Origin of the sequence: Chrysosporum bergii ANA360D, from assembly GCF_029891735.1 — a bacterium.
GTDB classification, from domain to species: domain Bacteria; phylum Cyanobacteriota; class Cyanobacteriia; order Cyanobacteriales; family Nostocaceae; genus Umezakia; species Umezakia bergii.
In genome coordinates, this window is record NZ_JANQDH010000023.1 from 1 (window position 1) to 23,594 (window position 23,594).

Consider the following 23,594-nt stretch of genomic DNA (forward strand, 5'->3'; position numbering starts at 1 on the left):
AAGGGTGGCGGCAATTCAGAACTTTTTGTGAGGCTAAATCTGAGAAACTTAAAAGGGATTTCCGAGTAATTGACAGATGGGAACCTACTAGCCAGATTTGCTGTTGCTGTGGGTATCGTTGGGGCAAGATTGATTTGTCTGTTTGCTCAGTGTTGTGTTTAAATTGCAATACTCTTGCAGACAGAGATGAGAATGCTGCTAAGAATATAGAAATGGTCGGCATGGGGCATCGGCACGACCTAAAATGGACAGGGAGTGACTGTAAGACTGTTTCGACAGCGAGTTACTGTGAACTGTCAAGAATCACCGACCTTCAAGGTCGGTGAGTATGTCAAGAATATATGATAGAAACATTAATTGAGCCATTACAATATAGCTTTATGCAGCGATCGCTGATCATCGCCATTATAGTCGGCTTGCTTTGTGCGGTGGTGGGCAGTTACTTAATGGTGCAAAGATTAGCCTTACTGGGTGATGCCATTAGTCATTCTGTATTACCAGGGTTGGCCATTGCCTTTATCCTGGGGGGAAATATATATTTTGGCGCATTTATAGCCGGTGTTGTGAGTACAATGGCTATAGCTGGGATTAAAACGCGATCGCCCATTAAAGAAGATGCTGCTATGGGTATAGTGCTTTCAGCTTTTTTTGCCCTCGGTATTACTTTAATTACCATAATCCAGAAAAGTCAAAAAATCGACCTAAATCACTTTCTGTTCGGCAACATTCTGGGCGTGACATCCCAAGAGGTGCGAGACACTGCCATAATTGCTGCTATAGTTTTAATAGTAATTTTTCTTTTATACAAAGAACTGTTATTTTACACCTTCGACCCAATAGGCGCTCAAGCTGCGGGTTTGCCAGTTAATCGCCTCAACTTTGGGCTAATGTTGCTCATTGCCTTAACTATAGTTGCCAGCATGAAAACTGTAGGTGTAATTTTAGTGTTATCACTTTTAATCACACCGGGAGCAACCGCCTATCTTTTAGTTAAACGCCTATATCAAGTGATGATTTTAGGGGCAGTTATTGGTGTAATTTCCAGTATTAGCGGGATGTACCTCAGCTATTTTTATAACTTGCCCTCCGGTCCCGCCATTGTTTTAGTCGCATCGGGATTATTTGTCTTGGCATTCTTGTTTAGTCCCAGACATGGTATTATTAAGGTGTTACGCATTTAATCTGTATAAGCCTAGGGTAACCAGACTGGTCTGGTAGTGAGGGCTTAGTACTGAGGGTAGTCAAAGTGTGCCGACACCAAACGGGACAAAATATGTTTATGAAATACGGATTATTGGATTAAGCAGCACAACAGCTTACTAAGGTGAGGGAAGCGAAAAATATCAAACCCAGACTTTAATATTAGATATTATATCACAAACTAGCTGAAATTGATCAGCTAATCTAGTCATAGCAGTTTATTCTTGAATGTAATGACCACAATTAGTCCCACAATTTTAGCTCTAGATTTTGATGGTGTAATTTGCGATGGATTAATTGAATATTTTGAAGTAGCCTGGCGTACTTACTGTAAAGTTTGGTCGCAGCCAGATGATACAATCCCAGATGATTTACCTTTGAGATTTTATCGCCTCAGACCTGTGATTGAAACAGGTTGGGAAATGCCGATATTGATCAAAGCCTTGTTTGATGAAATTCCCGAGGCAATAATTACTCACGATTGGAAGACTATCACCCAGCAAATATTATTAAACCATAACCTGGACTCCCAAACAATAGGTGCTACACTAGACAGTTTCCGGGATGAATGGATTAACACAGATTTAGAGGGTTGGCTGAGTTTGCATAGATTTTATCCGGGAGTGGTGGAAAAAATTAAACTCACCATCGCCAGTGGGACTAAACTATACATTATCACCACCAAAGAAGGACGCTTTGCCCAACAGCTATTACAACGAGAAGGGATAAACTTACCATCAGCAGCGATTTTTGGTAAAGAAGTTAAGCGCCCTAAATACCAAACACTGCGGGAATTAATCTACAAAGCCGAGGAAAAACCAGTTAATGTGTGGTTTGTAGAAGATAGACTGAAAACATTGCAGTTAGTGGAACAACAAGCCGACCTGGAAGATGTGAAACTTTTTTTAGCAGACTGGGGCTATAATACCGAAACAGAAAGAAAAACAGCCCAAGCCCATAGGCGCATTCAGCTAATAACCTTATCCCAGTTTACTAAACATTTCACTGGGTGGCTGTAAAAAAAATAAAACCCCATAATACTTATGATAAGATTAGCATCAATATGTTATCTCAACTAACACAAGCGATCGCCACTGTTAACATTCCTGCTGATTGGATTGGTATTAGAGCAGTTAGAAAAAAATCTTCTACTCGTCATGTTCGGGATGGCTTACCCCAAACCAACGGTAAATCCATAAACATGGGAGCCATGGTAGAAGTATTAGTTAATGGTTGTCTCGGTTACGCGGCCACAAACTCCCTAGAATTATCCTCACTGCAAGCAGCAGCCCAAGCAGCCTATAAACAAGCCATAGCAGCCAGTCAATGGTGGATATATCCCTTTACAGAAAAACAACGCCCCAAAGTTGTGGGTGAATATTACTCACCCCACCTACAACCATTAGATACTTTCAGCCCTGAAGAAATCAACCATTTATTAATACGGATCTGCCAGACATTAAAAATTGATGACAAAATTGTTCAAACCACAGCCAGCGCCACCACCACCGAAAGAGAAACTTGGTTTGTCAGCAGCAACGGCTCAGAAGTTTATCAAAAAATCATTTTCATAATAACTCACTATGCAGCCACTGCTCAAGATGGTTCCATAGTCCAACAACGCAGCAACAACGGATGGCAAGCACATTGTTATCAAGGAGGTTGGGAACTATTAAAACAAGAGCAACTGTGGCCGCGAGTGCAGCAAATTGGCGAACAAGCCCTGGAACTATTAACCGCCCCAGAATGTCCCAACACCCGCACTAACCTAGTTTTAGCACCAGATCAAATGATGCTACAAATTCACGAAAGTGTGGGACATCCCCTAGAAATTGACCGCATTTTAGGAGATGAGCGCAACTATGCCGGTGGTAGCTTTGTCAAAACCAGTGACTTTGGCAAATTGTCCTATGGTTCCCCCTTAATGAACATCACCTTTGACCCCACAGTACCGGGTGAATTTGCTAGCTACGGCTTTGATGATACAGGCGCAACAGCAAAACGAGAATATGTAATCAAACAAGGAATACTACAAAGAGGCTTAGGCAGTTTAGAAAGTCAAGCCAGATCTGGTATATTGGGCGTAGCTTGCGCCCGTGCTTGTTCATGGAATCGTCCCCCCATTGACCGCATGGCTAATTTAAATTTAGAACCAAATTTAGAACCTGGAAACGCTTCTTTAGCCGAAATGATTAGTAGTATAGAACATGGCGTTTACATGGAGTCTAATCGCTCTTGGTCAATAGATGACCGTCGTTATAAATTTCAGTTTGGTTGTGAATATGCCAAATTAATTGAAAATGGTCAATTCACCACCACTCTGCGTAACCCCAACTATCGCGCCACCACCCCAGAATTTTGGCACAGCCTCATCCACGTAGGTAATGCTGATAATTGGGAAATGTATGGTACGGCTATGTGTGGCAAAGGTGAACCTAATCAAGCGATTTGGGTAGGACACGGTTCCCCTGTTTGTGTGTTTGCTGATGTGGAAGTTTTTAGTCATTAGTCATTGGTCATTAGCTGCTATTTTTTACCATGAGACTTGTTGAATTATCTGATTTAGAAACCAACTTTAATCGCCTGATAGAAACTTTACTCGCTAAAAAAAGAGCAACTGAGGAATTTACCCTGAGACTCAGTAGCGAACATAGCCAATTTACTCGCTTCAATTATGGTAAGGTGCGGCAAACAGGTTTAGTTGCTGATGGTTCCATACAATTCACTTTAATGGACAATCAACGTTGCTGTTTTCTTTCCTTTCCCTGGACTGGTAGCTGGGATATAGATTGGCTCACAGCACACACAGCTTTATTAGAATTGCGGGAAGAGTTAAAATTACTACCAGTTGATCCTTACTTGGTTTTACCATCAGGTAATAATACCAGTCGAGAAGTTAATTTTGGGCTGATACTACCCCAAATATCAGTAGTACCAGCGATATTAACGCAAGTGGCAGAGTTAGATTTTACGGGGATGTATGCCGGGGGGAGAGTAATTAAAGCCTATGGTGATTCTCAAGGTCAAAAACACTGGTTTGCAACAGATACTTTTACATTAGATTACTCTATCTTTAATGAACATGGACAAGCGGTTAAAGGCATATATGCCGGTAGTTGTTGGGATGAAACCGCTTACATTGCCAAAATTAACGCCGCTAAACAACACCTGCAATTAGTTTCCCGTCCCCCCAAACAACTAACTAGAGGAAAATATAAAACTTATTTCGCCCCGGCTGCTGTGGCGGATTTATTAAGTATGCTTTCTTGGTCAGCTGTGAGTGAAGCTGATTTACAACAAGGAAACAGCGCCTTGGCTATGCTATCCCGCCAAGAAAAACAACTTTCCCCCCTGTTTAGTTTAAAGGAAAACTTTAAACAAGGCTTTGTGCCACGGTTTAACCAATGGGGAGAAATGACACCCTTAGAATTACCCATCATTACACAAGGGGTTTTAGTCAATACCTTGGTTAATTCTCGCAGCGCTAAAGAATATAATAAAACAGCGAACGCTGCCAATAGTTCGGAAACATTACGTGCGCCAGAGGTGAGTCCGGGTAATTTAGGAGTTGATATTATTTTACGCAACTTAGATACAGGTCTATATGTATCCAACCTGCATTACTTAAACTGGAGCGATCGCCCCACAGGTAGAATTACAGGTATGACCCGTTATGCTTGTTTTTGGGTAGAACAGGGGGAAATCATCGCCCCCATTGATAACTTACGCTTTGATGAAAGTCTGTATCACTTCTGGGGAGATAACCTCATAGCACTGACCAACTTTCAGGAATTTATCCCAGAAGTGGAAACTTATGAAGGTCGGCAATTGGGAGGTTGTCTAGTTCCAGGGATGTTAGTTAAGGATTTTACTTACACCTTGTGAAGCGGTGTTAAAATCATTCATCTTCTATCAGTCGTAAAGGTTGGTATTGATAAAAGGTTGCAGGAATAAGCCTGAACAATACCACTTTAGTTTTTATGTTTAAATATGTTTTAATACGTATAAGCGCAAATAAAACACAGCTTATGGGTAATTATGGTTACAAAATTATCAATGACTCTTTCGGGGTGGATCTTGGCGTAACTGTTGCCGCCCATTGGTGATAATACGTAACATATCTTTTAAATCTTGTTCTATACCTTCTAAGACACTATCGGCGTATTCATCAGCCCCGTCTTCAATTTCTTGGGCTTGAGCGATCGCATTTTGTCGTAATTGGTCTAATTCTTGTTGACAACTGAGCAGCTTCTGATCAATTTCCGCCATGGTCGCCTGCATCATGGCATCACATTCTTGCTGAACTTTACGCCGTAACTCTTCAGCCTGCTGTTCTGCTTGCTTAATAATATCACTTTGGGCTAAAATTTGCGCTCTTTTCCCTTGGGCGGATTCAATTACCTGCTGTCCATATTCTTCAGCTTCTAGCAAAATCTCATCTTTTTGTTGCAGGATAGTAGCAGCTTGCTGAAAAACCTGTGGTAAAGAAACGCGAATAAAATCAATTTGTTCTATTACCTTATCTTCATTGATCAAGGTGCGACCAGTCAAAGGAATCCGAAAACCATAGAGAATTAAATCTTCTAAACGGTTCAGTTCCTCCAAAATGTCTACACTTCCCGTTGGTGGGGAATGTTCTCCGTTATTGGGTTGGCTGTGGGATGGGTGTGATTGTAACATTTGTATATATCAGGGGCAATTTGTTGGGGAACAAGATGGTCAATAGATCCGCCAAACCTTGCAATCTCTTTTACCACACTACTACTTAAAAAACTATACTCATTTGATGTGGCTAGAAAAACTGTTTCTATTTGGGTGGAAAGAGTTTTATTAGTATGAGCCATTTGCAATTCCACCTCAAAGTCAGAAATTGCGCGTAAGCCTCGTAATAAAACCTGTGCTTGTCTTTTTTGGGCATAGTTCACGGTCAGACCATCAAAACCGTCTACTTCCACATTCGCAAGATGTGTAGTAGCCAGACGAATCTGACGGAGTCTTTCCTGGACGGTAAACAGTGGTATTTTTTGAGGATTCCGCAACACAGCCACAATCACCAGGTCAAATAACCGACTACCACGCTCGATGATATCAAGATGACCTAAAGTAATAGGGTCAAAGCTGCCAGGATAAATAGCAATCACAAAATGTTTTATGTCTCCAAGCTACTTAAGCCAGTATAAGACATTAAGGAGCCAGTATAGTATTATTAATTTCTCCTCCCCCGTTTTTTGATTACACCTGTAGCAAAATTTGTTTTAATTACTTTAATTACTGTAACTGTTTTCTAATGTTATTCTTCCATGGTGTTAGATGTTTCCACTTTGCCTTTAGCTTTTCAATTCACTTCTCCTGGTCCTGTGATTGTGGAGCTAGGACCAATTACTATCCGTTGGTATGGGTTGTTAATTGCTTCAGCTGTATTAATCGGTGTCACCCTTTCTCAGTATTTAGCCAAGCGCCGCCATGTCAACCCCGATTTAATCGGTGATTTGTCTATTTGGCTGGTCATCGCGGCTATTCCCGCAGCAAGGCTGTATTATGTTATATTTCAGTGGTCTGAGTATTCCCAGCACCCAGAACGCATTATTGCGATTTGGCAAGGAGGAATTGCCATTCATGGGGCTATTATGGGAGGAATTGTAGCAGCTTTAATTTTTGCCAAGGTCAAACACATATCTTTTTGGCAATTGGCTGATTTAGTGGCTCCTTCTCTCATTTTAGGGCAAGCTCTAGGACGGTGGGGAAATTTCTTTAACTCTGAGGCTTTTGGTCGTCCCACTAATTTACCTTGGCGGCTATATATCCCACCAGAAAACCGCCCTCCCGAATTGATTAATTTTGAATACTTCCATCCCACATTTCTGTATGAGTCACTGTGGAATTTAATGGTATTCGCTTTGCTAATAATGTTATTTCGGCGTGGTTTATCTTATCACTTCCGCTTGCGGGTAGGTACAATATTTTTAGTTTATTTAGTTACCTATAGCTTGGGTCGTGTGTGGATAGAAGGTTTTCGCATTGATAGCTTAATGCTTGGACCCTTGCGGGTTGCTCAATTTGTCAGTTTAATGGGGATTGTTGTGGGATTAGTTCTTTTAGCTTGGCTATACCTGCTTAAACGCCCCTTACCTGATGTAGTCCCACCACCAGCCCATGAGGAGGTGAGGGGATGACAAATCAACTAAAAATGAGAAAATGCCCTAGAGTATTTTCTAGGGCTTAACCAGGGTGCATCTACCATATATTTCTACTAGGAATAAAGGGTTAATCCGGAAAGTAACTGCAAAAATCTCCAGGAGTATTTTGGGGTGAAAATTGCTATTTCTAGACAATTACTGAAAATAAAATCATAACTGGGTATGAAAAACAATCAAAATATTCTATCTCCAGCAGTTTACATTGTGGGGGCGGGTCCTGGTGATCCCGATTTATTAACCGTTAAAGCCCAAAAGTTACTGGCTGTTGCAGATGTAATTTTATTTGCTGACTCTTTAATTCCACCAGAAATTTTACATCTATGCCGCCAAGATGCAGAAATTATTCCTACGGCTAATAAAACTTTAGAAGAAATTTTAGCACTGATCATTCCCAGGGTGCGATCGCATCAATCTGTGGTTCGTCTCCATTCCGGCGACCCCAGTCTTTATAGTGCTGTTCATGAACAAATGCAGTTATTAGCAGCAGCTGATATTCCCTTTGAGGTCATTCCCGGTATTAGTGCTTTCCAAGCCGCAGCAGCCAAACTAAAAATAGAATTAACCGTCCCCGGTTTAGTTCAGACCATCATTCTCACCCGTATTAGTGGGCGGACACAGGTCCCCCACCGGGAAGAATTAGCCGCACTGGCTGCACATCAAGCTAGTCTTTGTCTTTATCTGAGTGCGCGTCATATTGACAACGCCCAAGCCAAGCTTTTAGAACATTACCCCCCCCACACCCCCATAGCTATTTGTTATCGCATCGGTTGGGCTGATGAAAAAATTATAGTTGTTCCCCTCCAGCAAATGGCAGAATCTACCCATCAAGAAAACATCACCCGCACCACACTTTATCTCATCAGTCCAGCCCTGGCCGCAGCAGTCCCACAACCTACCTCCTCTCTACCGCGATCGCGTTTATATCATCCTGAACATGATCATATTTTTCGTTCTTCCTGTGGTGCAGCCAAGGATATCACCGTGTGATCGGTTATAAATCAGCAGGATTACAACGAATTTCTAACATGAAACCATCAGGGTCATAAAAGTATACACCCCTACCAGTGGGGCGACTAACCGGACCGTGAGCGATGGCTATGTTATGTTCTTTTAACACTGCCACAGCTGTGTCAAATAATCGCGGGTCTATATCAAAAGCCAGATGGTATGCTCTAGTAAAATTCTTGTCGGGGTTAGGGTCTGGTGGTGATAATTCTGGTTCCCAAAACAAATCTAAAATTGTGCCATCGGGCGTTACAAAATTAGCCACTTTCCCCGTATTTACCAGTTCTGTTAATGTAGCTGGTATTTCATCCCCTGTCATTTCATGCAAGCCTAAAACAGTACCGTAAAAGTATCGTGATGCTTGCATATCTTTAACATTGAGAGCAATATGATGTACCCCACGCAAATTCCCGGCCACAAGATTGGGTTTGACAGTAGTAATAGGCTGCATCCAGTAAACTCCTCCTGTTCATGTGGGTTAACGCCGATATTCGTCGCCACAGTCGCCAATTATTTTATACAAATCCCGTGACTGACGACATATGGAATTAATGCCATCGTGATCTTCTGCATCTAGTTTAAAACTAAATATTTTATCATTGTCTTCTCTATGCTCAGATATACCCAGTCTAGCCCCGATGATCACACCCCCCACTGCTGGCTGATCTAAAATGTAACGTACTGCCACATTAGCAATACTTACACCGTGGCGATCGCTTATTTGCTTGAGTTTAGACAACAATTCTAGAAATAATTGCCACCCGCCCCAAGCATCCACCATATTTTTATATTTTCTTAAGCTGACTGTAGTTAATTCATACCCCCGTGGTTCTGGTTTACCCAAATATTTTTCTGATAACAAACCACCGCACAGAGTACCATAAGTTAATAGTTTTATATCATGCTGTTGACAAAACGGAACCATATTCACCAAAGGACGGCGATCAACTAAAGAAAATTGTACTTGATTAGAGACTATTTTAATGCCCGCATTGAGAATAATTTGCAAATGTTCCGTATCAAAATTAGTCAAAGCCAGATGTTTAATTTTCCCTTCTGATTGCAGTTCCGCCATATATTTTAGGGCATCTAAATAATTTTTATCCCGATACTCCCACCAATGGAACTGGATTAAATCTAAACATGGGACATTCATCCTTTTTAAGGAAATATTAATATTTTCTTCTACTAGTTGTTTAGTCATTTTTCCTGGACGAGGAACCCATTTTGTCAAAGCTTGGATATTATTTACAGCGGCTTCCCCACGGGTATGAATCAATTGACGGCGAAACTCACCAATAAAATCTTCCGCAGGTCCATAATGGTCTGCTAAATCCCAAGTAGTAAAACCTGCATCCACATATTGAAACATACTTTCAATAGCAGCTTTAGGGTTGATGCGTCCATGTCCACCGGAAACCTGCCACATACCATTGAGTATTCGGCAAATATTCAAATCTGGGGTTAATTGCAGTCGGCTTGGTTCTGATAACTTCATTTTTTTTCTTATTTTATGGAACTTAGGCAGAGGTAAATACAATAGCGGGCAAGATGCCCGCACTACAAAAATTTTGCGCCTTTGAGTGATATATAATTGTTTTTTATCCTGAGCTAGGAATTAAGAATTTTTTAATTGAATCAATTCCACTTTATAACCATCTGGGTCTTCCACAAAAGCGATCACTGTAGAACCGTGTTTCATCGGACCTGGTTCCCGGGTTACTTTTCCGCCCAGCTTTTTAATCTCTTCACAAGTGGTGTAGATATCATCAACACCAAGGGCAATATGACCATAACCAGTACCCAGGTCGTATTTTTCCACTCCCCAGTTATAAGTTAACTCTATAACAGTATGATCACTTTCCTCACCATAACCGATAAAAGCCAAGGTAAATTCTCCCCCTGGATAGTCTTTTTGGCGTAGTAATTTCATGCCCAGGATATCACAATAAAACTTTAAAGACTCTTGTAAATTGCCAACCCGCAGCATTGTATGTAGTAATCGCATATTCACCTTTTGTTTAATTATTTTCCTTCATATATTATCAGCAGTTGACACTAAAAGTACAAAACGAACTACAGAGACACTCCAATTGTTCGTAGTAGGGACTTCAGTCCCGAAACCCACCCCACCACTAGCCCAGAAACATGGACAAATATAACTCCCACAGACCTTTGTCTGGTAGGGATAAGATATTGTTAAAATTTTGTTAAAATATTGTTAACATGGTATGTTGGTTTGTAGTAAAGACAGGTAAAAATATTAACACTCCATTGACTTATTAGCAAAATCCTGTTATGTTTACTCCATAAAAGGAAATATTCTTTAATATCTGCCTAATTAGTGCCGGAAACGCATAAACTAACCATTGGGTTAGGGCTAAACAGTCAAGTCTTCAACCTCAAACACCATAGAAACAAAAACAAAACACCAATGACTAAATTTCTGGATACTGCCATTGATGCAATTGTCGCTCGTGAAATTCTCGACTCCCGGGGCAGACCAACAGTAGAAGCAGAAGTGCATTTAGCCAATGATGTTATTGGGCTGGCGCAGGTTCCCAGTGGTGCATCCACTGGCACATTTGAAGCCCATGAACTGCGGGACGGGGATAAAAGCCGTTATGGAGGTAAAGGGGTACTGAAAGCGGTGCAGAATGTCAATGAGGTACTAGCACCAAAGTTATTAGGTTTAGATGTTCTTAATCAAGAACTGTTAGACCGGACAATGATTAGTTTAGATGGTTCGGGGAATAAATCTAATTTAGGTGCTAATGCCATTTTAGCGGTTTCTCTGGCAGGTGCTAAAGCTGGTGCAGCATCTTTGGATATTCCCTTGTATCGTTATTTGGGCGGACCTTTAGCTAATTTGTTACCAGTGCCGTTAATGAATGTGATTAACGGGGGGGCGCACGCAGCTAATAACGTAGACTTTCAAGAGTTTATGATTGTTCCTGTGGGGGCTAGTTCCTTCCGGGAGGCTTTGCGCTGGGGTGCTGAAGTGTTTACCACTCTCAGCAAGGTGCTAGATGACAAGGGCTTATTAACTGGGGTGGGTGATGAAGGCGGTTTTGCTCCTAACCTAGAGTCTAACCAAGTGGCTTTAGAATTACTGGTGGCTGCTATTGAAAAAGCCGGTTACAAGCCAGGGGAACAAGTGGCTTTAGCTTTAGATGTGGCTGCTAGTGAGTTTTACCGAGATGGGCAGTATGTTTATGATGGTCAAGCCCACACCCCTGCTGAGTTTATTGACTATCTGGGTGAATTGGTCGAACAATATCCCATTGTTTCCATTGAAGATGGTTTACATGAGGAAGATTGGCCAAGTTGGCAACTGCTGACAAATAAATTAGGTTCCCGGGTGCAGTTGGTGGGGGATGATTTGTTTGTTACTAATGCTACCCGCTTACAAAAAGGCATTGAGGAAAAAGCGGGTAATTCTATTTTGATTAAACTCAATCAAATTGGCTCACTGATAGAAACTTTAGAAACCATTGACTTGGCTACTCGCAACGGTTTCCGGTCAGTAATTAGCCATCGTTCAGGAGAAACAGAAGACACCACCATTGCTGATTTAGCGGTGGCTACCCGCGCCGGTCAAATCAAAACAGGTTCCTTGTGTCGCAGTGAACGAGTGGCAAAATACAACCGCTTGCTACGCATTGAAGATGAATTGGGCGATCGCGCTGTATATGCTGGTAGTGTAGGTTTAGGACCGCAATAAATCACTATCACTACTAGTGGATCACAACTAGGGAGGGGGAAAGCTAAATTCCCCATTCCTGTGGGTTTAATTAAGGGTAAAATCCTAATTTGGGCAACCCCAAGGTTTCATCCCAACCCATCATCAAGTTCAAACACTGTACTGCTTGTCCCGCTTGTCCTTTAATCAAGTTGTCAATTGCTGACATGACAATTACTCGCCCGGTGCGGGGGTCTACCTCTAGACCAATGTAACAAAGATTAGTACCACACGCCCATTTAGTTTGGGGATAAATACCACTTTCGCACACTCTCACCCAAGGGTCGTTACGATAGAAAGCTGTATAAATGGTGATTAAATCATCTCGCACCAGTCCAGGGTCACGCAGGGTGGCGTAGACTGTGGATAAAATACCTCGCACCATGGGGATAAGATGGGGGGTAAATTGCACTGTGACTTCATGACCTGCTAGGTCAGTACAAATCTGCTCAATTTCCGGGGTGTGACGGTGAGTTACAACACCATAAGCTGCCAAAGAGTTATCAGCTTCAGCCAATAATAAGTTGACCTTGCCTTGTCTTCCTCCCCCAGATGTGCCGGACTTGGCATCTATAATGGCACTGGCTGGGATAACTAAACCTTGTTTTAACAGTGGTGAAAGTGCCAACAGACTGGCGGTGGGATAGCAACCAGGACAGCCCACTAATTGGGCTTCGGCAATGCGATCGCGGTATAGTTCTGGTAAACCATATACTGCTTTTACTGCTGTGAAGCCATCGCTTCTGTCAATACCATACCACCGAGTATAGGTTGTTAAATCCCGGAAGCGATAGTCGGCGCTTAAGTCCAATACTTTACATCCTTTAGCACACAATTGGGGAGCAATTTGGCAAGCCAAACCATTAGGTAAGGACAGAAATACCACTTCACAACGATGAGCAATAACTTCTGGTTCCACTGGTTCTATAGGGAAGTTAACCACATGAGCCAGATGGGGGTACAGGTCGCCAAAAGATTTACCCGCACTAGTATCACCGCCTAAATAAACTATTTCTACCTCTGGATGCTCCATTAGTAATCTTACTAGTTGCACTCCGCCATAGCCTGATGCGCCAACAATTCCCACCGGTACGCGCCTGAAATTACCCATAATGATCAAATCCCGTTTTTAGTTAATATAGTTGTCAATTATCAAGTATCAGGGGCAAAATGTCAGGCAATGAGGGAATAGGGAACTTCGTAGTATAGACCTCAGTCCCGTTAGTCCGAAAATTGCTGATGTATTTGCCTGCTGAATAAACAAGCTACAATCTAAAATAAGAAAATGTTAAAAAAATTTACTTTTATTAAGTAGTAGTTTTCCGTGACACAGCCTAAGCCTACAGGAGAGTTTGAGTCTGACTCCGCCAAGGAAAACAACACCCCCACGGGTGTCACTCCTCACAACTCAACCCCAACTTTTAAATTTGATTCCATTAACGCTGCTTTGGCGGACTTAAAAGCCGGTCGCGCCGTTGTGGTGGTGGATGATGAAAACCGAGAAAACGAAGGCGACTTAATTTGTGCCGCCCAATTTGCTACACCGGATATGATTAATTTTATGGCGGTGCAGGCTAGAGGGTTAATTTGTCTGGCGATGACAGGGGAACGCCTAGATGAATTAGATTTACCCTTAATGGTGACAAACATCACAGATACTAACCAAACGGCTTTTACTGTTAGTGTGGATGCCGGCCCAGAATTGGGAGTCACCACAGGCATTTCTGCCGAAGACCGGGCCCGCACTATCCAAGTTACCCTCAACCCTGCCACCAAACCCACAGATTTACGCCGTCCTGGTCATATTTTCCCCATTCGGGCTAAATCCGGGGGGGTACTCAAACGGGCAGGACATACAGAAGCCGCGGTTGACCTATCTCGCCTAGCAGGACTATATCCAGCAGGGGTAATTTGTGAAATTCAAAACCCGGATGGTTCCATGGCACGGTTGCCAGAATTAATTGAATACGCCCAAAATCACCATTTGACAATTATTAGTATTGCTGATTTAATCAGTTATCGTTTGCAACATGATCGTTTAATATACCGCGAAATAGTCACAAAACTACCCAGTCAGTTCGGTCAATTTGATATTTACGCCTATCGTCACACTGTAGATAATACAGAACACGTTGCCATTGTCAAGGGCGACCCGGCTAATTTTCAAAATCAGCCAGTTATGGTGCGGATGCACTCTGAATGTTTAACCGGTGATGCTTTGGGTTCTTTGCGTTGCGACTGTCGGATGCAGTTAGTGGCGGCATTAAAAATGATTGAAAATGCCGGTCAAGGTGTAGTGGTTTATCTGCGCCAAGAAGGCCGAGGAATAGGATTAATTAATAAACTCAAAGCCTATTCTTTGCAGGATATGGGACTAGATACAGTAGAAGCTAACGAGCGCTTGGGTTTTCCTGCTGACTTGCGGGATTATGGTATGGGGGCGCAAATACTTATGGACTTAGGCATTAAACAAATTCGCCTGATTACTAACAACCCCCGGAAAATTGCTGGAGTCAAGGGTTACGGGTTAGAAGTGGTTGATCGCTTACCATTATTAATTGAGGCTAATGATTACAATTCCTACTACTTAGCCACTAAAGCCCAAAAACTGGGGCATATGCTGCTACAGACTTATTTAATCACAGTGGCAATTAACTGGCAAGATGACCCGCAATCAGTGACTCAACGGTATGAGCGTTTAGAAAAATTGCGGCTCTTAGCCAAAAACAATCATTTACTACTACAAGAAGAAGCCCGTCCCCTGGGGTTAGCAGTGTTTACTCAACCATCCCTAACAGTACACTTGGGTTTTGATCAACCAAATGTAGCTAGTCATGACTGGTATCAACAACCAAGTCATCCTTACTTAGAAGCCGTTTCTGTTATTCTTGACCATTTGGTAACTTTGCCTTATGTAAGTAAATTAGAATTTTTAGTTTCTTCTGGTAGCGACCCCCTCACTAACTTGCAAGTGAAATTAGACCGCCAGAGTTTTACTTTTAATACCCCACCTTCTACCATATGCCATGGGCTGGAAACTCAAAAAATTTACAGTTTCATTAGGGAGTAATAAGCTGTTACGCATTTAATTTATATAAACCTAGCGGGTATGACTTGTACTGAGCGTAGCCATGGTATACCCGCAATACCAAGTTTTTATTAATTCAAAATTAAGGGGGCTTAGGGGAGTCTGAAGTGTCTAAATTCGCCATCTAAAACTTTTCAAACAGCCTCTTAGGAAATAATGTTGAATAATTAGTAATTTATACGTCACTATGATACCATCATATTAACCACAAATGAAGGTGAAATCATGGCTACAAATCGTTCTAGTGTTCCTTTTTACCTGCAAACTTCAACTGGTAACAATAATACTTGGAATTTTTCTTCACAATCGTCGCCATCTTATATATATGGAGATGCTATCCAATTACAGGCACAATCCCAAGGAGGAGATGACATAATTACCGGTAGTTCAACTAGAATAAATTATTTATATGGCGATGGTTTTATATTAGTTAATTCTGCTGGCGGTCAAGATACTATTACTGGTGGTAGCAGCACAGACTATATCTATGGAGATGGTTATATATTAAAACCAGATACCAGTGGTAATAATCGTTTTTTAGTAGGCGGGGTTGATATATTAAATGGCGGTGATGGTAATGATTTTCTCTATGGTGATGGTTACCTGATGACAAGTGCCACTGGCGGAGGTGATACATTAAATGGGGGTAATGGTAATGATTTTCTCTATGGTGATGGTTATTCTCTAACCAGTAGCACAGGCGGAAATGATACCATCTATGGTAATTCTGCCGGGGGGTCAGACAGTAACTATTTGTACGGTGATGGTTATATTTTATCTCAATCCAATGGTGGACTTGATTTATTAGTAGCTAATACCTCTGGAAGTAATCAGCTGTACGGGGATGGTCATATACTCAAGAATAGTTCCACAGGTAATCAAGATATGATGTTTGGTGGATCTGGTAATGACACCCTCTATGGAGATGGACTGTTGTTAGATAACTCTACTGCTGGTAATGATGAATTCGATGCGAATACAAATTTTGGCGGATTGTACGGTGGTGCAGGTGATGACACCCTCTATGGAGATGGACTGTCTTTAAAGAATTCTACTGCTGGTAATGACACTTTATACGGTCAAGATGGTAATGACACTATATATGGAGATGGACTGTCTTTAATTAACTCCACCCCTGGTAATGATGTATTGTGGGGTGGCCCTGGTAATGACATTTTGTACGGAGATGCTCCCACTATTGCTTATGGTTTTGTTCAGGTTTATGGCGCTGACAGATTTATCTTTGCACCAGGGGATAAACAAGATACAATTATGGATTATCAGCAAGGGAGAGATAAATTAGATTTAACTTCTTTTGGAGTTACCAACCTTACTAATTTGAATGCAGATATTAACCCATCTGGAAATCTAACTGTAATTGATTTCGGTGGAGGTGATGTTTTAACTTTAAATGGGTCTTTTACTTTGACTGATAGTGATTTTTACCAGGGATAAAACCACAAATGTAGTGCGGGTATACTATGGCTATACTTCGACTACGCTCAGTACAAGTCTAGCCCGCTACTACTGCTTAATATTTCCCAATCCAAATTTGCTCCTAGTTGAGCTAGTTTATCTACATCTTCTAAATTATCTAGATAAGGTAGACAACCTAAAATAGGGGTGTTGGTGAGAGATTTAATCAAATCAGATGGTGTCCAGTCGGCTATTTCGCCTTCTGTACGATATTCAACACAGTTCAGAACTATACCTAAAAGATTTACATTGCATTGCCTAGCTAATGCCACATTAGCTACAGCTTGAGCGATCGCACCTAATTTTACTGGTACTACTATAATAGTGGGTAGCCGCCAATCCCTAGCTAAATCTGCCACTGTCAACTCATCAGTGATGGGGGAACCCAAACCGCCTAAAGCTTCCACTAGCAAAAACTCACGCTGCGATCGCAACTGAGAAAAAGTCTGCCATACTAAGGCTAAATCTACTCTGCGATTTTCTTTAGCTGCTGCTATGGGGGGGGCTAGGGGGGCTGCAAAATACAAAGGTGTAATTTCTTCAACAGATTGCTGTAAAGAAAATAATTTTTGATATAGTTCGCGATCGCCTACACCCGATTGAAGGGGTTTCATAATTCCCCAACTACGCTGGGGATAATATTTTTGCCAATAAGCGGCCAAGGCTGTAGTTACAACAGTTTTACCAGCCCCGGTGTCAGTACCAGTAATTAGTAATGTGTTCAAGAATCTTGTAAATATAAACAATTCACTTCAATTGTAATTCTTAATTGAAAACTTGAGATTTATTCTGGGGTGTTATTTTCGCCGTTCGGTTCTGGGCTGATAGATGGAATTTCATCTATGGGTGTTTCTATGGGTGTTTCTATGGGTGTAGGAGTTTCTATAGGTGTTTCTATAGGTGTTTCTATGGGTGTAGGAGTTTCTGTAGGTGTTGGTGTAGGAGTTTCTGTGGGTGTAGGCGTAGGAGTTTCTGTGGGTTTTTCTAATGTCACATCTAAACTGTAATCACTAGCGGCAATTTCTGGCTCTGGAGTTAACTGAATAATATATTGACCACCACTGGGCAATATTCCCTCATAATTGGTGACATTTTCGGCATTAGTATTAATTGGTTCTTCATTTTCATCTAAAATAGATAGTAGAGTACCGTTACTTTGGTCAATGGATACGGTTAACTTGGCTCCTTCCTCCCCAGAGAATGTATACTGAATAATTTGATTTGACTGAATAGTATCTTCAACTGTGGTAGTGTTGGGGGCTGTCCATTTGAGCCGTCTGCTAAATATTTCCGGTTTAACAATGGTAGGAGTGGGTTCTGGTGTCGGTGTTTTTTCTCCACTGACAATTGGAGAAGGAAAAGATTGAGGTGGTGTGAGATCCGCTAATTTCTGGGGCTGAGTGCGGATAGAACTAACCAAAGCCCAAGAACCAACACCTGCTAAAATTACTACTGCACTACCAATAGCCCCAAGTACCAATGGATGATCTAAAATTGACCCAGAGCTACTAGACGAAACTGACTCAGGTGTTGATGGTGACAGTGACTCCCGGCGACCACCCACCGCCACTGTTTGCAGTTGAGATACTTGTGGAGTGGGGATACTGGGTTTTTCTAAAATTTCTAATGCTTGAATAACATCGCCCGCACTAGGGAAGCGATCGCCTGGTAAATGGTTTAACATCCGGTTGAGAACCTGGGCAAATTGTGGATTGACTTTAACCCATTGTTGCCAATTCCAAGTTAGTTGGGTAGAATCAAGTAAGACACTGGGTTCCTTACCTGTTAATAAAACTATAGCCGTCACAGCTAGTGCATACAAATCACTATTAGGGTAAGCTTGCCCTGTTTGCAGTTGTTCAACGGGAGCAAAGCCTAATTTACCCACCGTAGTCAATGAATTAGTTTGATCTGGAAACTGTAACCGAGTTGCCAATTCCTTCACCACCCCAAAGTCGATTAACACAGGCTGATGATCGCTGGCTCGCAAGATGATATTGTCTGGTGAGATATCCCGATGAATAATTCCTCGACTATGAATATGGTCTAAAACTGGCAGCAAAGACCGTACTAAGTGTAATACTTCTGTCTCAGTAAAAGTTTCACCCCTGGGGAGGCGTTCATTTAACAGAGTCTGGTAAGTTTTACCTGCAACGTAGTCCTCAACTAAAAATAAGCGTTGGTATTGCTCAAATCTTTCCCGAAACTTTGGCACTTGTGGATGTTGAATTTGATATAAAGTTGCAGCTTCTCGCTGAAAAAGTTCCTGTGCTTTTTCCCAAGCATCACCCCCCGTTGGTGAAATTAGTTCTTTAATGGCGCAAAGCTCGTTAAAGCGGCGCTGATCTTCTACTAGATAAGTTCTGCCAAATCCTCCTTCTCCGAGAATTTGCATGATTCGATAACGGTTTTGCAGGATAGAACCAACTGTAATGGGTGCTTGCATAATTTAGATGTGATGGCAGTAAAGAAAAAAATAACTTACTGTGTTTTATATAAGCTGTGTAAAATTTATTTAACTATATATTTAACTCTATTTTGACGCTGATCGCCAACTCTGTCTAAAAAATGGCAAAAACTCACCCTCACCGCCATGAAATAACCACTAAGGGAAGATCAATCTCAGGGTTTTTTGTGGCTTAATAGGTTAATATCACCATGTAACCATAGCATCTGCCCTCAATTCTCACAACAGGTCACAGCTAAATTATCCACTCTGAGGACTCCCAGGAGGTGATTTACCAAAAAACACTAAAATAAATGTGAGCAAATGGGAGCAAGAAATAATAATATTAAGAAATGTTTATATTTTTTTATGAAAGCTTTAAGAAAACTCACAGATGTTTTTTTTAAGCTAATTCAGTTAAATCTGCCAAATATCTAATGATAATATTGCCATGAATGCACATCGAGGATCTGCTGTGCTTAGTTCTACCAGTTTAAAGGTGCAACCAGCAGCCACAGGAATCAGTGAAAATCACCGCCTGCGGCTATTTTCTGGCTCTGCCAATGTACCACTATCTCAAGAAGTCGCTCGTTATCTAGGGATGGACTTGGGTCCAATGATTCGCAAAAGGTTCGCGGATGGAGAACTATACGTTCAAATTCAAGAATCTATTCGCGGTTGTGATGTTTATCTCATCCAGCCAAGTTGTCAACCTGTTAACGACCACTTGATGGAATTACTAATTATGGTTGATGCTTGTCGTCGGGCTTCTGCACGACAAATAACCACAGTAATTCCTTACTATGGCTATGCTCGCGCCGACCGGAAAACGGCAGGGCGAGAGTCTATCACCGCCAAATTAGTGGCTAACTTGATTACCAAAGCAGGGGCTAGTCGTGTTTTAGCGATGGATTTGCACTCAGCACAAATTCAAGGCTATTTCGACATACCTTTTGATCATGTTTACGGTTCGCCAGTAATTTTAGACTATCTGGCTAATAAACAACTGTCTGATGTTGTGGTTGTGTCTCCCGATGTGGGTGGTGTAGCAAGAGCAAGAGCATTTGCCAAAAAGCTAAATGATGCCCCATTAGCTATTATTGATAAACGTCGTCAAGCTCATAATGTGGCTGAAGTCATGAACGTCATTGGTGATGTGAAGGGCAAAACAGCTATTTTAGTGGATGACATGATTGATACCGGCGGTACAATTAGCGAAGGCGCACGCTTGCTGCGTCAAGAAGGCGCAAATCAAGTATACGCTTGTGCAACCCATGCTGTTTTTTCGCCTCCTGCAAGGGATCGTTTGTCTGGTGGTTTGTTTGAAGAAGTGATTGTCACTAATACAATTCCCATAGCAGAAGAAAATCGCTTTGCGGAATTAGTAGTGCTGTCGGTGGCTAATCTGTTAGGGGAAACAATCTGGCGCATTCATGAAGATACTTCTGTAAGTACTCTGTTCCGCTAGGAAATAGATTGCTGTTACTTTGGTGGCAATTTAATATTGAAAAATATGAGGTATGAAGTATGAAGTATGAATTTTTTTTCGGACTTCAGCCTTCATTTTTTTTAGCTATTAGTTAGCTAAAAAAAATCTGAAGCCACCACCAGCCTAACACTCTCTTTCTAGGGAATAGGAAACAATCCAAAATCTAAAATTGATGAACAGCGAAAAAGTAACGGTGCGCTCTGTTTATACTGTCACTGATGAAGAATTGATGCGGATGAGTTCCCAAAACCCACAACTGCGATTTGAACGCAACGCTGATGGAAGTTTAGAAACTATGCCGCCAACTGGGGGAATTTCTGGAAACCGAGAAATAAAAGCAGGCGCTTATTTGTTGGCTTGGGTGGAAACTCAAGATTTAGGAGAGGTTTTTGGTTCTAGCACGGGTTTTAGATTACCAAATACTGCAATCAGATCACCAGATGCTGCTTTTGTGGCTAAAGGACGTTTATCAGGTAATTGGGATCAGCAGGAAGACGCTTTTATTAATTTAGCTCCTGATTTTGTCATTGAAATTCGTTCTCAATATGACAGTTTGGTGAAACTAAAAGCCAAGATGTTAGAATACATCACCAATGGTGTGCAGTTAGCTTGGTTAATAGACCGTCAAAATCAGCAGGCTTTAGTTTATCGGCGGGATGGTTCCATAACTCACTATCCGGCTACGGCGGTTTTGACCGGTGAAGATGTTGTCCCCGGTTTTACTTTAACTTTACAAAAATTGTTGTAAGTTATTGACATACTCACGGACCTTCAGGCTCTGGTCAGAGCAACCTCACTCATTTTCTAGCGGTAATATAGCGGTTCTCGCTGCTTAGTGAGGTACATCATTAGCAAACAGGATGCTCGCGCTACAAGACGATCATTTACATTTGTATCTCACGTGTTTAAGAAATGCTATATTAGTGTTAATTATTACATAAATAATTAACAATGTGCTTAAAGAAAATATACGTTTTTGCATAGCTGGGAAAAAAGCGCCCGGAATTGTGACAATTAAGCTAGAATTATTAAAGGTTCTTTACAGAATTTGCTAAACACCAAGAATTCTGTTACAGCAACTAATCCAGTATTTACATTCAAACTAAAAACTTCCTCGCTAAGTTCACACTAAAGATCCTATGACGCTCCCAATTCGCAACGTCGCCATTATCGCCCACGTTGACCACGGCAAAACTACCCTGGTTGATGCGCTCCTGAAACAATCTGGTATTTTCCGAGAAGGTGAAGACGTTCCGGATTGTGTCATGGATTCCAACACCCTGGAAAGGGAGCGGGGTATTACAATTCTTTCCAAAAATACAGCCGTTCGCTACAAAGACACCCTGATCAATATTGTTGATACCCCCGGACACGCTGACTTCGGTGGGGAAGTGGAACGGGTATTAGGCATGGTTGATGGTTGTTTGTTAATTGTCGATGCTAACGAAGGGCCAATGCCCCAAACCCGCTTTGTATTGAAAAAAGCTCTGGAAAAAGGACTGCGGCCTATTGTTGTAATTAACAAAATTGACCGCGCCCAACGAGACCCCCACCTGGCTGTAGATAAGGTTTTGGATCTGTTCTTGGAATTAGGAGCAGATGAAGACCAGTGTGATTTTACCTATCTGTTTGCTTCCGGTATGGCAGGTTATGCTAAGGAAAGCATGGAAGCAGAAGCGGTAGATATGCAGCCGTTATTTAATGCTATTCTGCAACACGTTCCACCACCTGTGGGAGATGTCAATAAGCCTTTACAATTGCAAGTCACCACCTTAGATTATTCTGAATATCTGGGGCGGATTGTAATTGGTAGAATCCATAATGGTACTATCCAAACTGGGCAACAAGCAGCTTTAGTAAAGGAAGATGGTACTATTGTCAAGTCCAAAATTAGCAAATTAATGGGATTTGAAGGACTAAAGCGGGTGGAAATGACAGAAGCCAGCGCTGGTTATATTGTGGCTGTGGCTGGTTTCGCTGATGCTTATATTGGGGAAACCATTACCGACCCCAACGAACCCCAAGCCTTACCATTAATTAAGGTAGATGAACCAACTTTACAAATGACCTTCTGGATTAATGATTCACCCTTTGCGGGTCAGGAAGGTAAGCTAGTAACATCAAGACAAGTACGCGATCGCTTGTTACGGGAATTAGAAACCAACGTCGCTCTGCGGGTGGAAGAAACCGACTCTCCCGATAAATTCCTGGTTTCCGGTCGGGGTGAATTACACTTGGGGATTTTAATTGAAACCATGCGCAGGGAAGGTTTTGAGTTCCAAGTATCTCAACCGCAGGTAATTTTTAGAGAAATTAACGGTCAACCTTGCGAACCTTTTGAATTGTTAGCCTTGGACGTTCCCGAAGATGCTGTGGGTAGCTGTATTGAACGATTGGGACAACGCAAGGGCGAAATGCAAGATATGCAAGTGATTGGTAATGGACGCACCCTGTTAGAATTTATTATTCCCGCCCGTGGTTTGATTGGTTTCCGGGGTGAATTCATGCGTTTAACTCGTGGGGAAGGAATTATGAACCACAGTTTCCATGATTATCGTGGACTCACTGGTGAAATTGAAGCGCGCAACAAAGGCGTTCTTATTGCTTTTGAAGAAGGTGTTTCTACTTTCTACGCCATGAAAAACTCGGAAGATAGAGGAGTATTTTTTATCACCCCCGGTACTAGAGTATATAAGGGGATGATTATTGGAGAACACAATCGCCCTCAAGACCTAGATTTAAATGTTTGTAAAACTAAGCAGTTAACTAATCACCGCGCTTCTGGTGGTGATGAACTAGTACAACTACAAGCACCAGTAGAAATGAGTTTAGAAAGGGCTTTAGAGTACATCGGACCGGATGAATTGGTGGAAGTGACACCAGAATCAATTCGTTTGCGGAAGGTAACTAAGAAGTTCGCCAAACGATGAACTACACCACCCCTCCCGTCC

General features: G+C 41.8%; 21 protein-coding genes. 13 read left to right on the plus strand and 8 right to left on the minus strand.

Annotated features, from left to right (window positions below):
* The 5 genes from NWP17_RS03345 to NWP17_RS03365 form a co-directional block, all read left to right on the plus strand.
* On the plus strand, window positions 1-326 hold a 326-nt coding region (locus NWP17_RS03345), incomplete at its 5' end, for a zinc ribbon domain-containing protein (protein ID WP_280653494.1).
* Between the two features lie 15 nt (window positions 327-341).
* Window positions 342-1,181, plus strand: coding sequence for a metal ABC transporter permease (locus tag NWP17_RS03350; RefSeq protein WP_280653495.1), 840 nt, complete (start codon window positions 342-344; stop codon window positions 1,179-1,181).
* A gap of 252 nt (window positions 1,182-1,433) precedes the next feature.
* On the plus strand, window positions 1,434-2,219 hold the full coding sequence (locus tag NWP17_RS03355; RefSeq protein ID WP_280653496.1) for an HAD family hydrolase: 786 nt from the start codon (window positions 1,434-1,436) through the stop codon (window positions 2,217-2,219).
* 44 nt (window positions 2,220-2,263) lie between these two features.
* Complete coding sequence (locus tag NWP17_RS03360; protein WP_280653497.1) at window positions 2,264-3,709, plus strand: TldD/PmbA family protein; 1,446 nt, start codon at window positions 2,264-2,266, stop codon at window positions 3,707-3,709.
* A gap of 29 nt (window positions 3,710-3,738) precedes the next feature.
* On the plus strand, window positions 3,739-5,085 hold the full coding sequence (locus tag NWP17_RS03365) for a TldD/PmbA family protein (RefSeq protein ID WP_280653498.1): 1,347 nt from the start codon (window positions 3,739-3,741) through the stop codon (window positions 5,083-5,085).
* A 168-nt stretch (window positions 5,086-5,253) separates the two neighbouring features.
* Here NWP17_RS03365 and NWP17_RS03370 read toward each other — a convergent pair whose 3' ends face one another.
* Both NWP17_RS03370 and coaD read right to left on the minus strand, forming a co-directional pair.
* Window positions 5,254-5,880 (minus strand): DivIVA domain-containing protein, encoded by a 627-nt coding sequence (locus tag NWP17_RS03370; protein WP_280653499.1) that lies wholly within the window; start codon window positions 5,878-5,880, stop codon window positions 5,254-5,256.
* A complete protein-coding gene (coaD, locus tag NWP17_RS03375; RefSeq protein WP_280653500.1) occupies window positions 5,811-6,341 on the minus strand; it encodes a pantetheine-phosphate adenylyltransferase in 531 nt (176 codons plus the stop codon). Before coaD ends, NWP17_RS03370 begins: the two co-directional genes overlap by 70 nt.
* Window positions 6,342-6,500: 159 nt before the next feature.
* On the opposite strand from coaD, the gene lgt reads away from it, so the two are divergent.
* Both lgt and cobM read left to right on the plus strand, forming a co-directional pair.
* Window positions 6,501-7,373: a prolipoprotein diacylglyceryl transferase gene (gene lgt / locus NWP17_RS03380; RefSeq protein ID WP_280653501.1), complete on the plus strand. Its 873-nt coding sequence runs from the start codon at window positions 6,501-6,503 to the stop codon at window positions 7,371-7,373.
* Between the two features lie 186 nt (window positions 7,374-7,559).
* Window positions 7,560-8,384, plus strand: a complete 825-nt coding sequence (gene cobM, locus NWP17_RS03385; RefSeq protein WP_280653502.1) for a precorrin-4 C(11)-methyltransferase — start codon at window positions 7,560-7,562, stop codon at window positions 8,382-8,384.
* A gap of 4 nt (window positions 8,385-8,388) precedes the next feature.
* Here cobM and NWP17_RS03390 read toward each other — a convergent pair whose 3' ends face one another.
* The 3 genes from NWP17_RS03390 to gloA form a co-directional block, all read right to left on the minus strand.
* Window positions 8,389-8,853, minus strand: a complete 465-nt coding sequence (locus tag NWP17_RS03390; RefSeq protein WP_280653503.1) for a VOC family protein — start codon at window positions 8,851-8,853, stop codon at window positions 8,389-8,391.
* A gap of 27 nt (window positions 8,854-8,880) precedes the next feature.
* The gene (locus tag NWP17_RS03395; protein WP_280653504.1) at window positions 8,881-9,900 is read right to left on the minus strand and encodes an aldo/keto reductase; all 1,020 of its coding nucleotides are present in this window, start codon (window positions 9,898-9,900) and stop codon (window positions 8,881-8,883) included.
* Window positions 9,901-10,020: 120 nt separating this feature from the next.
* Window positions 10,021-10,410 carry a lactoylglutathione lyase gene (gene gloA, locus NWP17_RS03400; protein ID WP_280653505.1) on the minus strand — a complete coding sequence of 130 codons (390 nt, stop codon included), beginning with the start codon at window positions 10,408-10,410 and terminating at the stop codon, window positions 10,021-10,023.
* Window positions 10,411-10,836: 426 nt separating this feature from the next.
* On the opposite strand from gloA, the gene eno reads away from it, so the two are divergent.
* A complete protein-coding gene (gene eno / locus NWP17_RS03405; protein WP_280653506.1) occupies window positions 10,837-12,126 on the plus strand; it encodes a phosphopyruvate hydratase in 1,290 nt (429 codons plus the stop codon).
* A gap of 70 nt (window positions 12,127-12,196) precedes the next feature.
* Here eno and argC read toward each other — a convergent pair whose 3' ends face one another.
* A complete protein-coding gene (gene argC, locus NWP17_RS03410; protein WP_280653507.1) occupies window positions 12,197-13,255 on the minus strand; it encodes an N-acetyl-gamma-glutamyl-phosphate reductase in 1,059 nt (352 codons plus the stop codon).
* Between the two features lie 213 nt (window positions 13,256-13,468).
* Here argC and ribBA point away from each other — a divergent pair, with 213 nt between their 5' ends.
* A complete protein-coding gene (ribBA, locus tag NWP17_RS03415; protein WP_280653508.1) occupies window positions 13,469-15,214 on the plus strand; it encodes a bifunctional 3,4-dihydroxy-2-butanone-4-phosphate synthase/GTP cyclohydrolase II in 1,746 nt (581 codons plus the stop codon).
* A gap of 243 nt (window positions 15,215-15,457) precedes the next feature.
* The gene (locus NWP17_RS03420) at window positions 15,458-16,687 is read left to right on the plus strand and encodes a calcium-binding protein (protein WP_280653509.1); all 1,230 of its coding nucleotides are present in this window, start codon (window positions 15,458-15,460) and stop codon (window positions 16,685-16,687) included.
* 47 nt (window positions 16,688-16,734) lie between these two features.
* Here NWP17_RS03420 and bioD read toward each other — a convergent pair whose 3' ends face one another.
* Both bioD and NWP17_RS03430 read right to left on the minus strand, forming a co-directional pair.
* The gene (gene bioD / locus NWP17_RS03425) at window positions 16,735-17,433 is read right to left on the minus strand and encodes a dethiobiotin synthase (RefSeq protein ID WP_280653510.1); all 699 of its coding nucleotides are present in this window, start codon (window positions 17,431-17,433) and stop codon (window positions 16,735-16,737) included.
* 59 nt (window positions 17,434-17,492) lie between these two features.
* Window positions 17,493-19,154, minus strand: coding sequence for a serine/threonine-protein kinase (locus tag NWP17_RS03430; protein ID WP_280653511.1), 1,662 nt, complete (start codon window positions 19,152-19,154; stop codon window positions 17,493-17,495).
* Window positions 19,155-19,605: 451 nt separating this feature from the next.
* On the opposite strand from NWP17_RS03430, the gene NWP17_RS03435 reads away from it, so the two are divergent.
* From NWP17_RS03435 to typA, 3 genes are all read left to right on the plus strand, one after another.
* Window positions 19,606-20,622 carry a ribose-phosphate pyrophosphokinase gene (locus tag NWP17_RS03435; RefSeq protein WP_280653512.1) on the plus strand — a complete coding sequence of 339 codons (1,017 nt, stop codon included), beginning with the start codon at window positions 19,606-19,608 and terminating at the stop codon, window positions 20,620-20,622.
* Between the two features lie 193 nt (window positions 20,623-20,815).
* Window positions 20,816-21,391 (plus strand): Uma2 family endonuclease, encoded by a 576-nt coding sequence (locus NWP17_RS03440; protein WP_280653513.1) that lies wholly within the window; start codon window positions 20,816-20,818, stop codon window positions 21,389-21,391.
* 391 nt (window positions 21,392-21,782) lie between these two features.
* Window positions 21,783-23,573 (plus strand): translational GTPase TypA, encoded by a 1,791-nt coding sequence (gene typA / locus NWP17_RS03445; protein ID WP_280653514.1) that lies wholly within the window; start codon window positions 21,783-21,785, stop codon window positions 23,571-23,573.
* The last annotated feature ends 21 nt before the right edge of the window (window positions 23,574-23,594 follow it).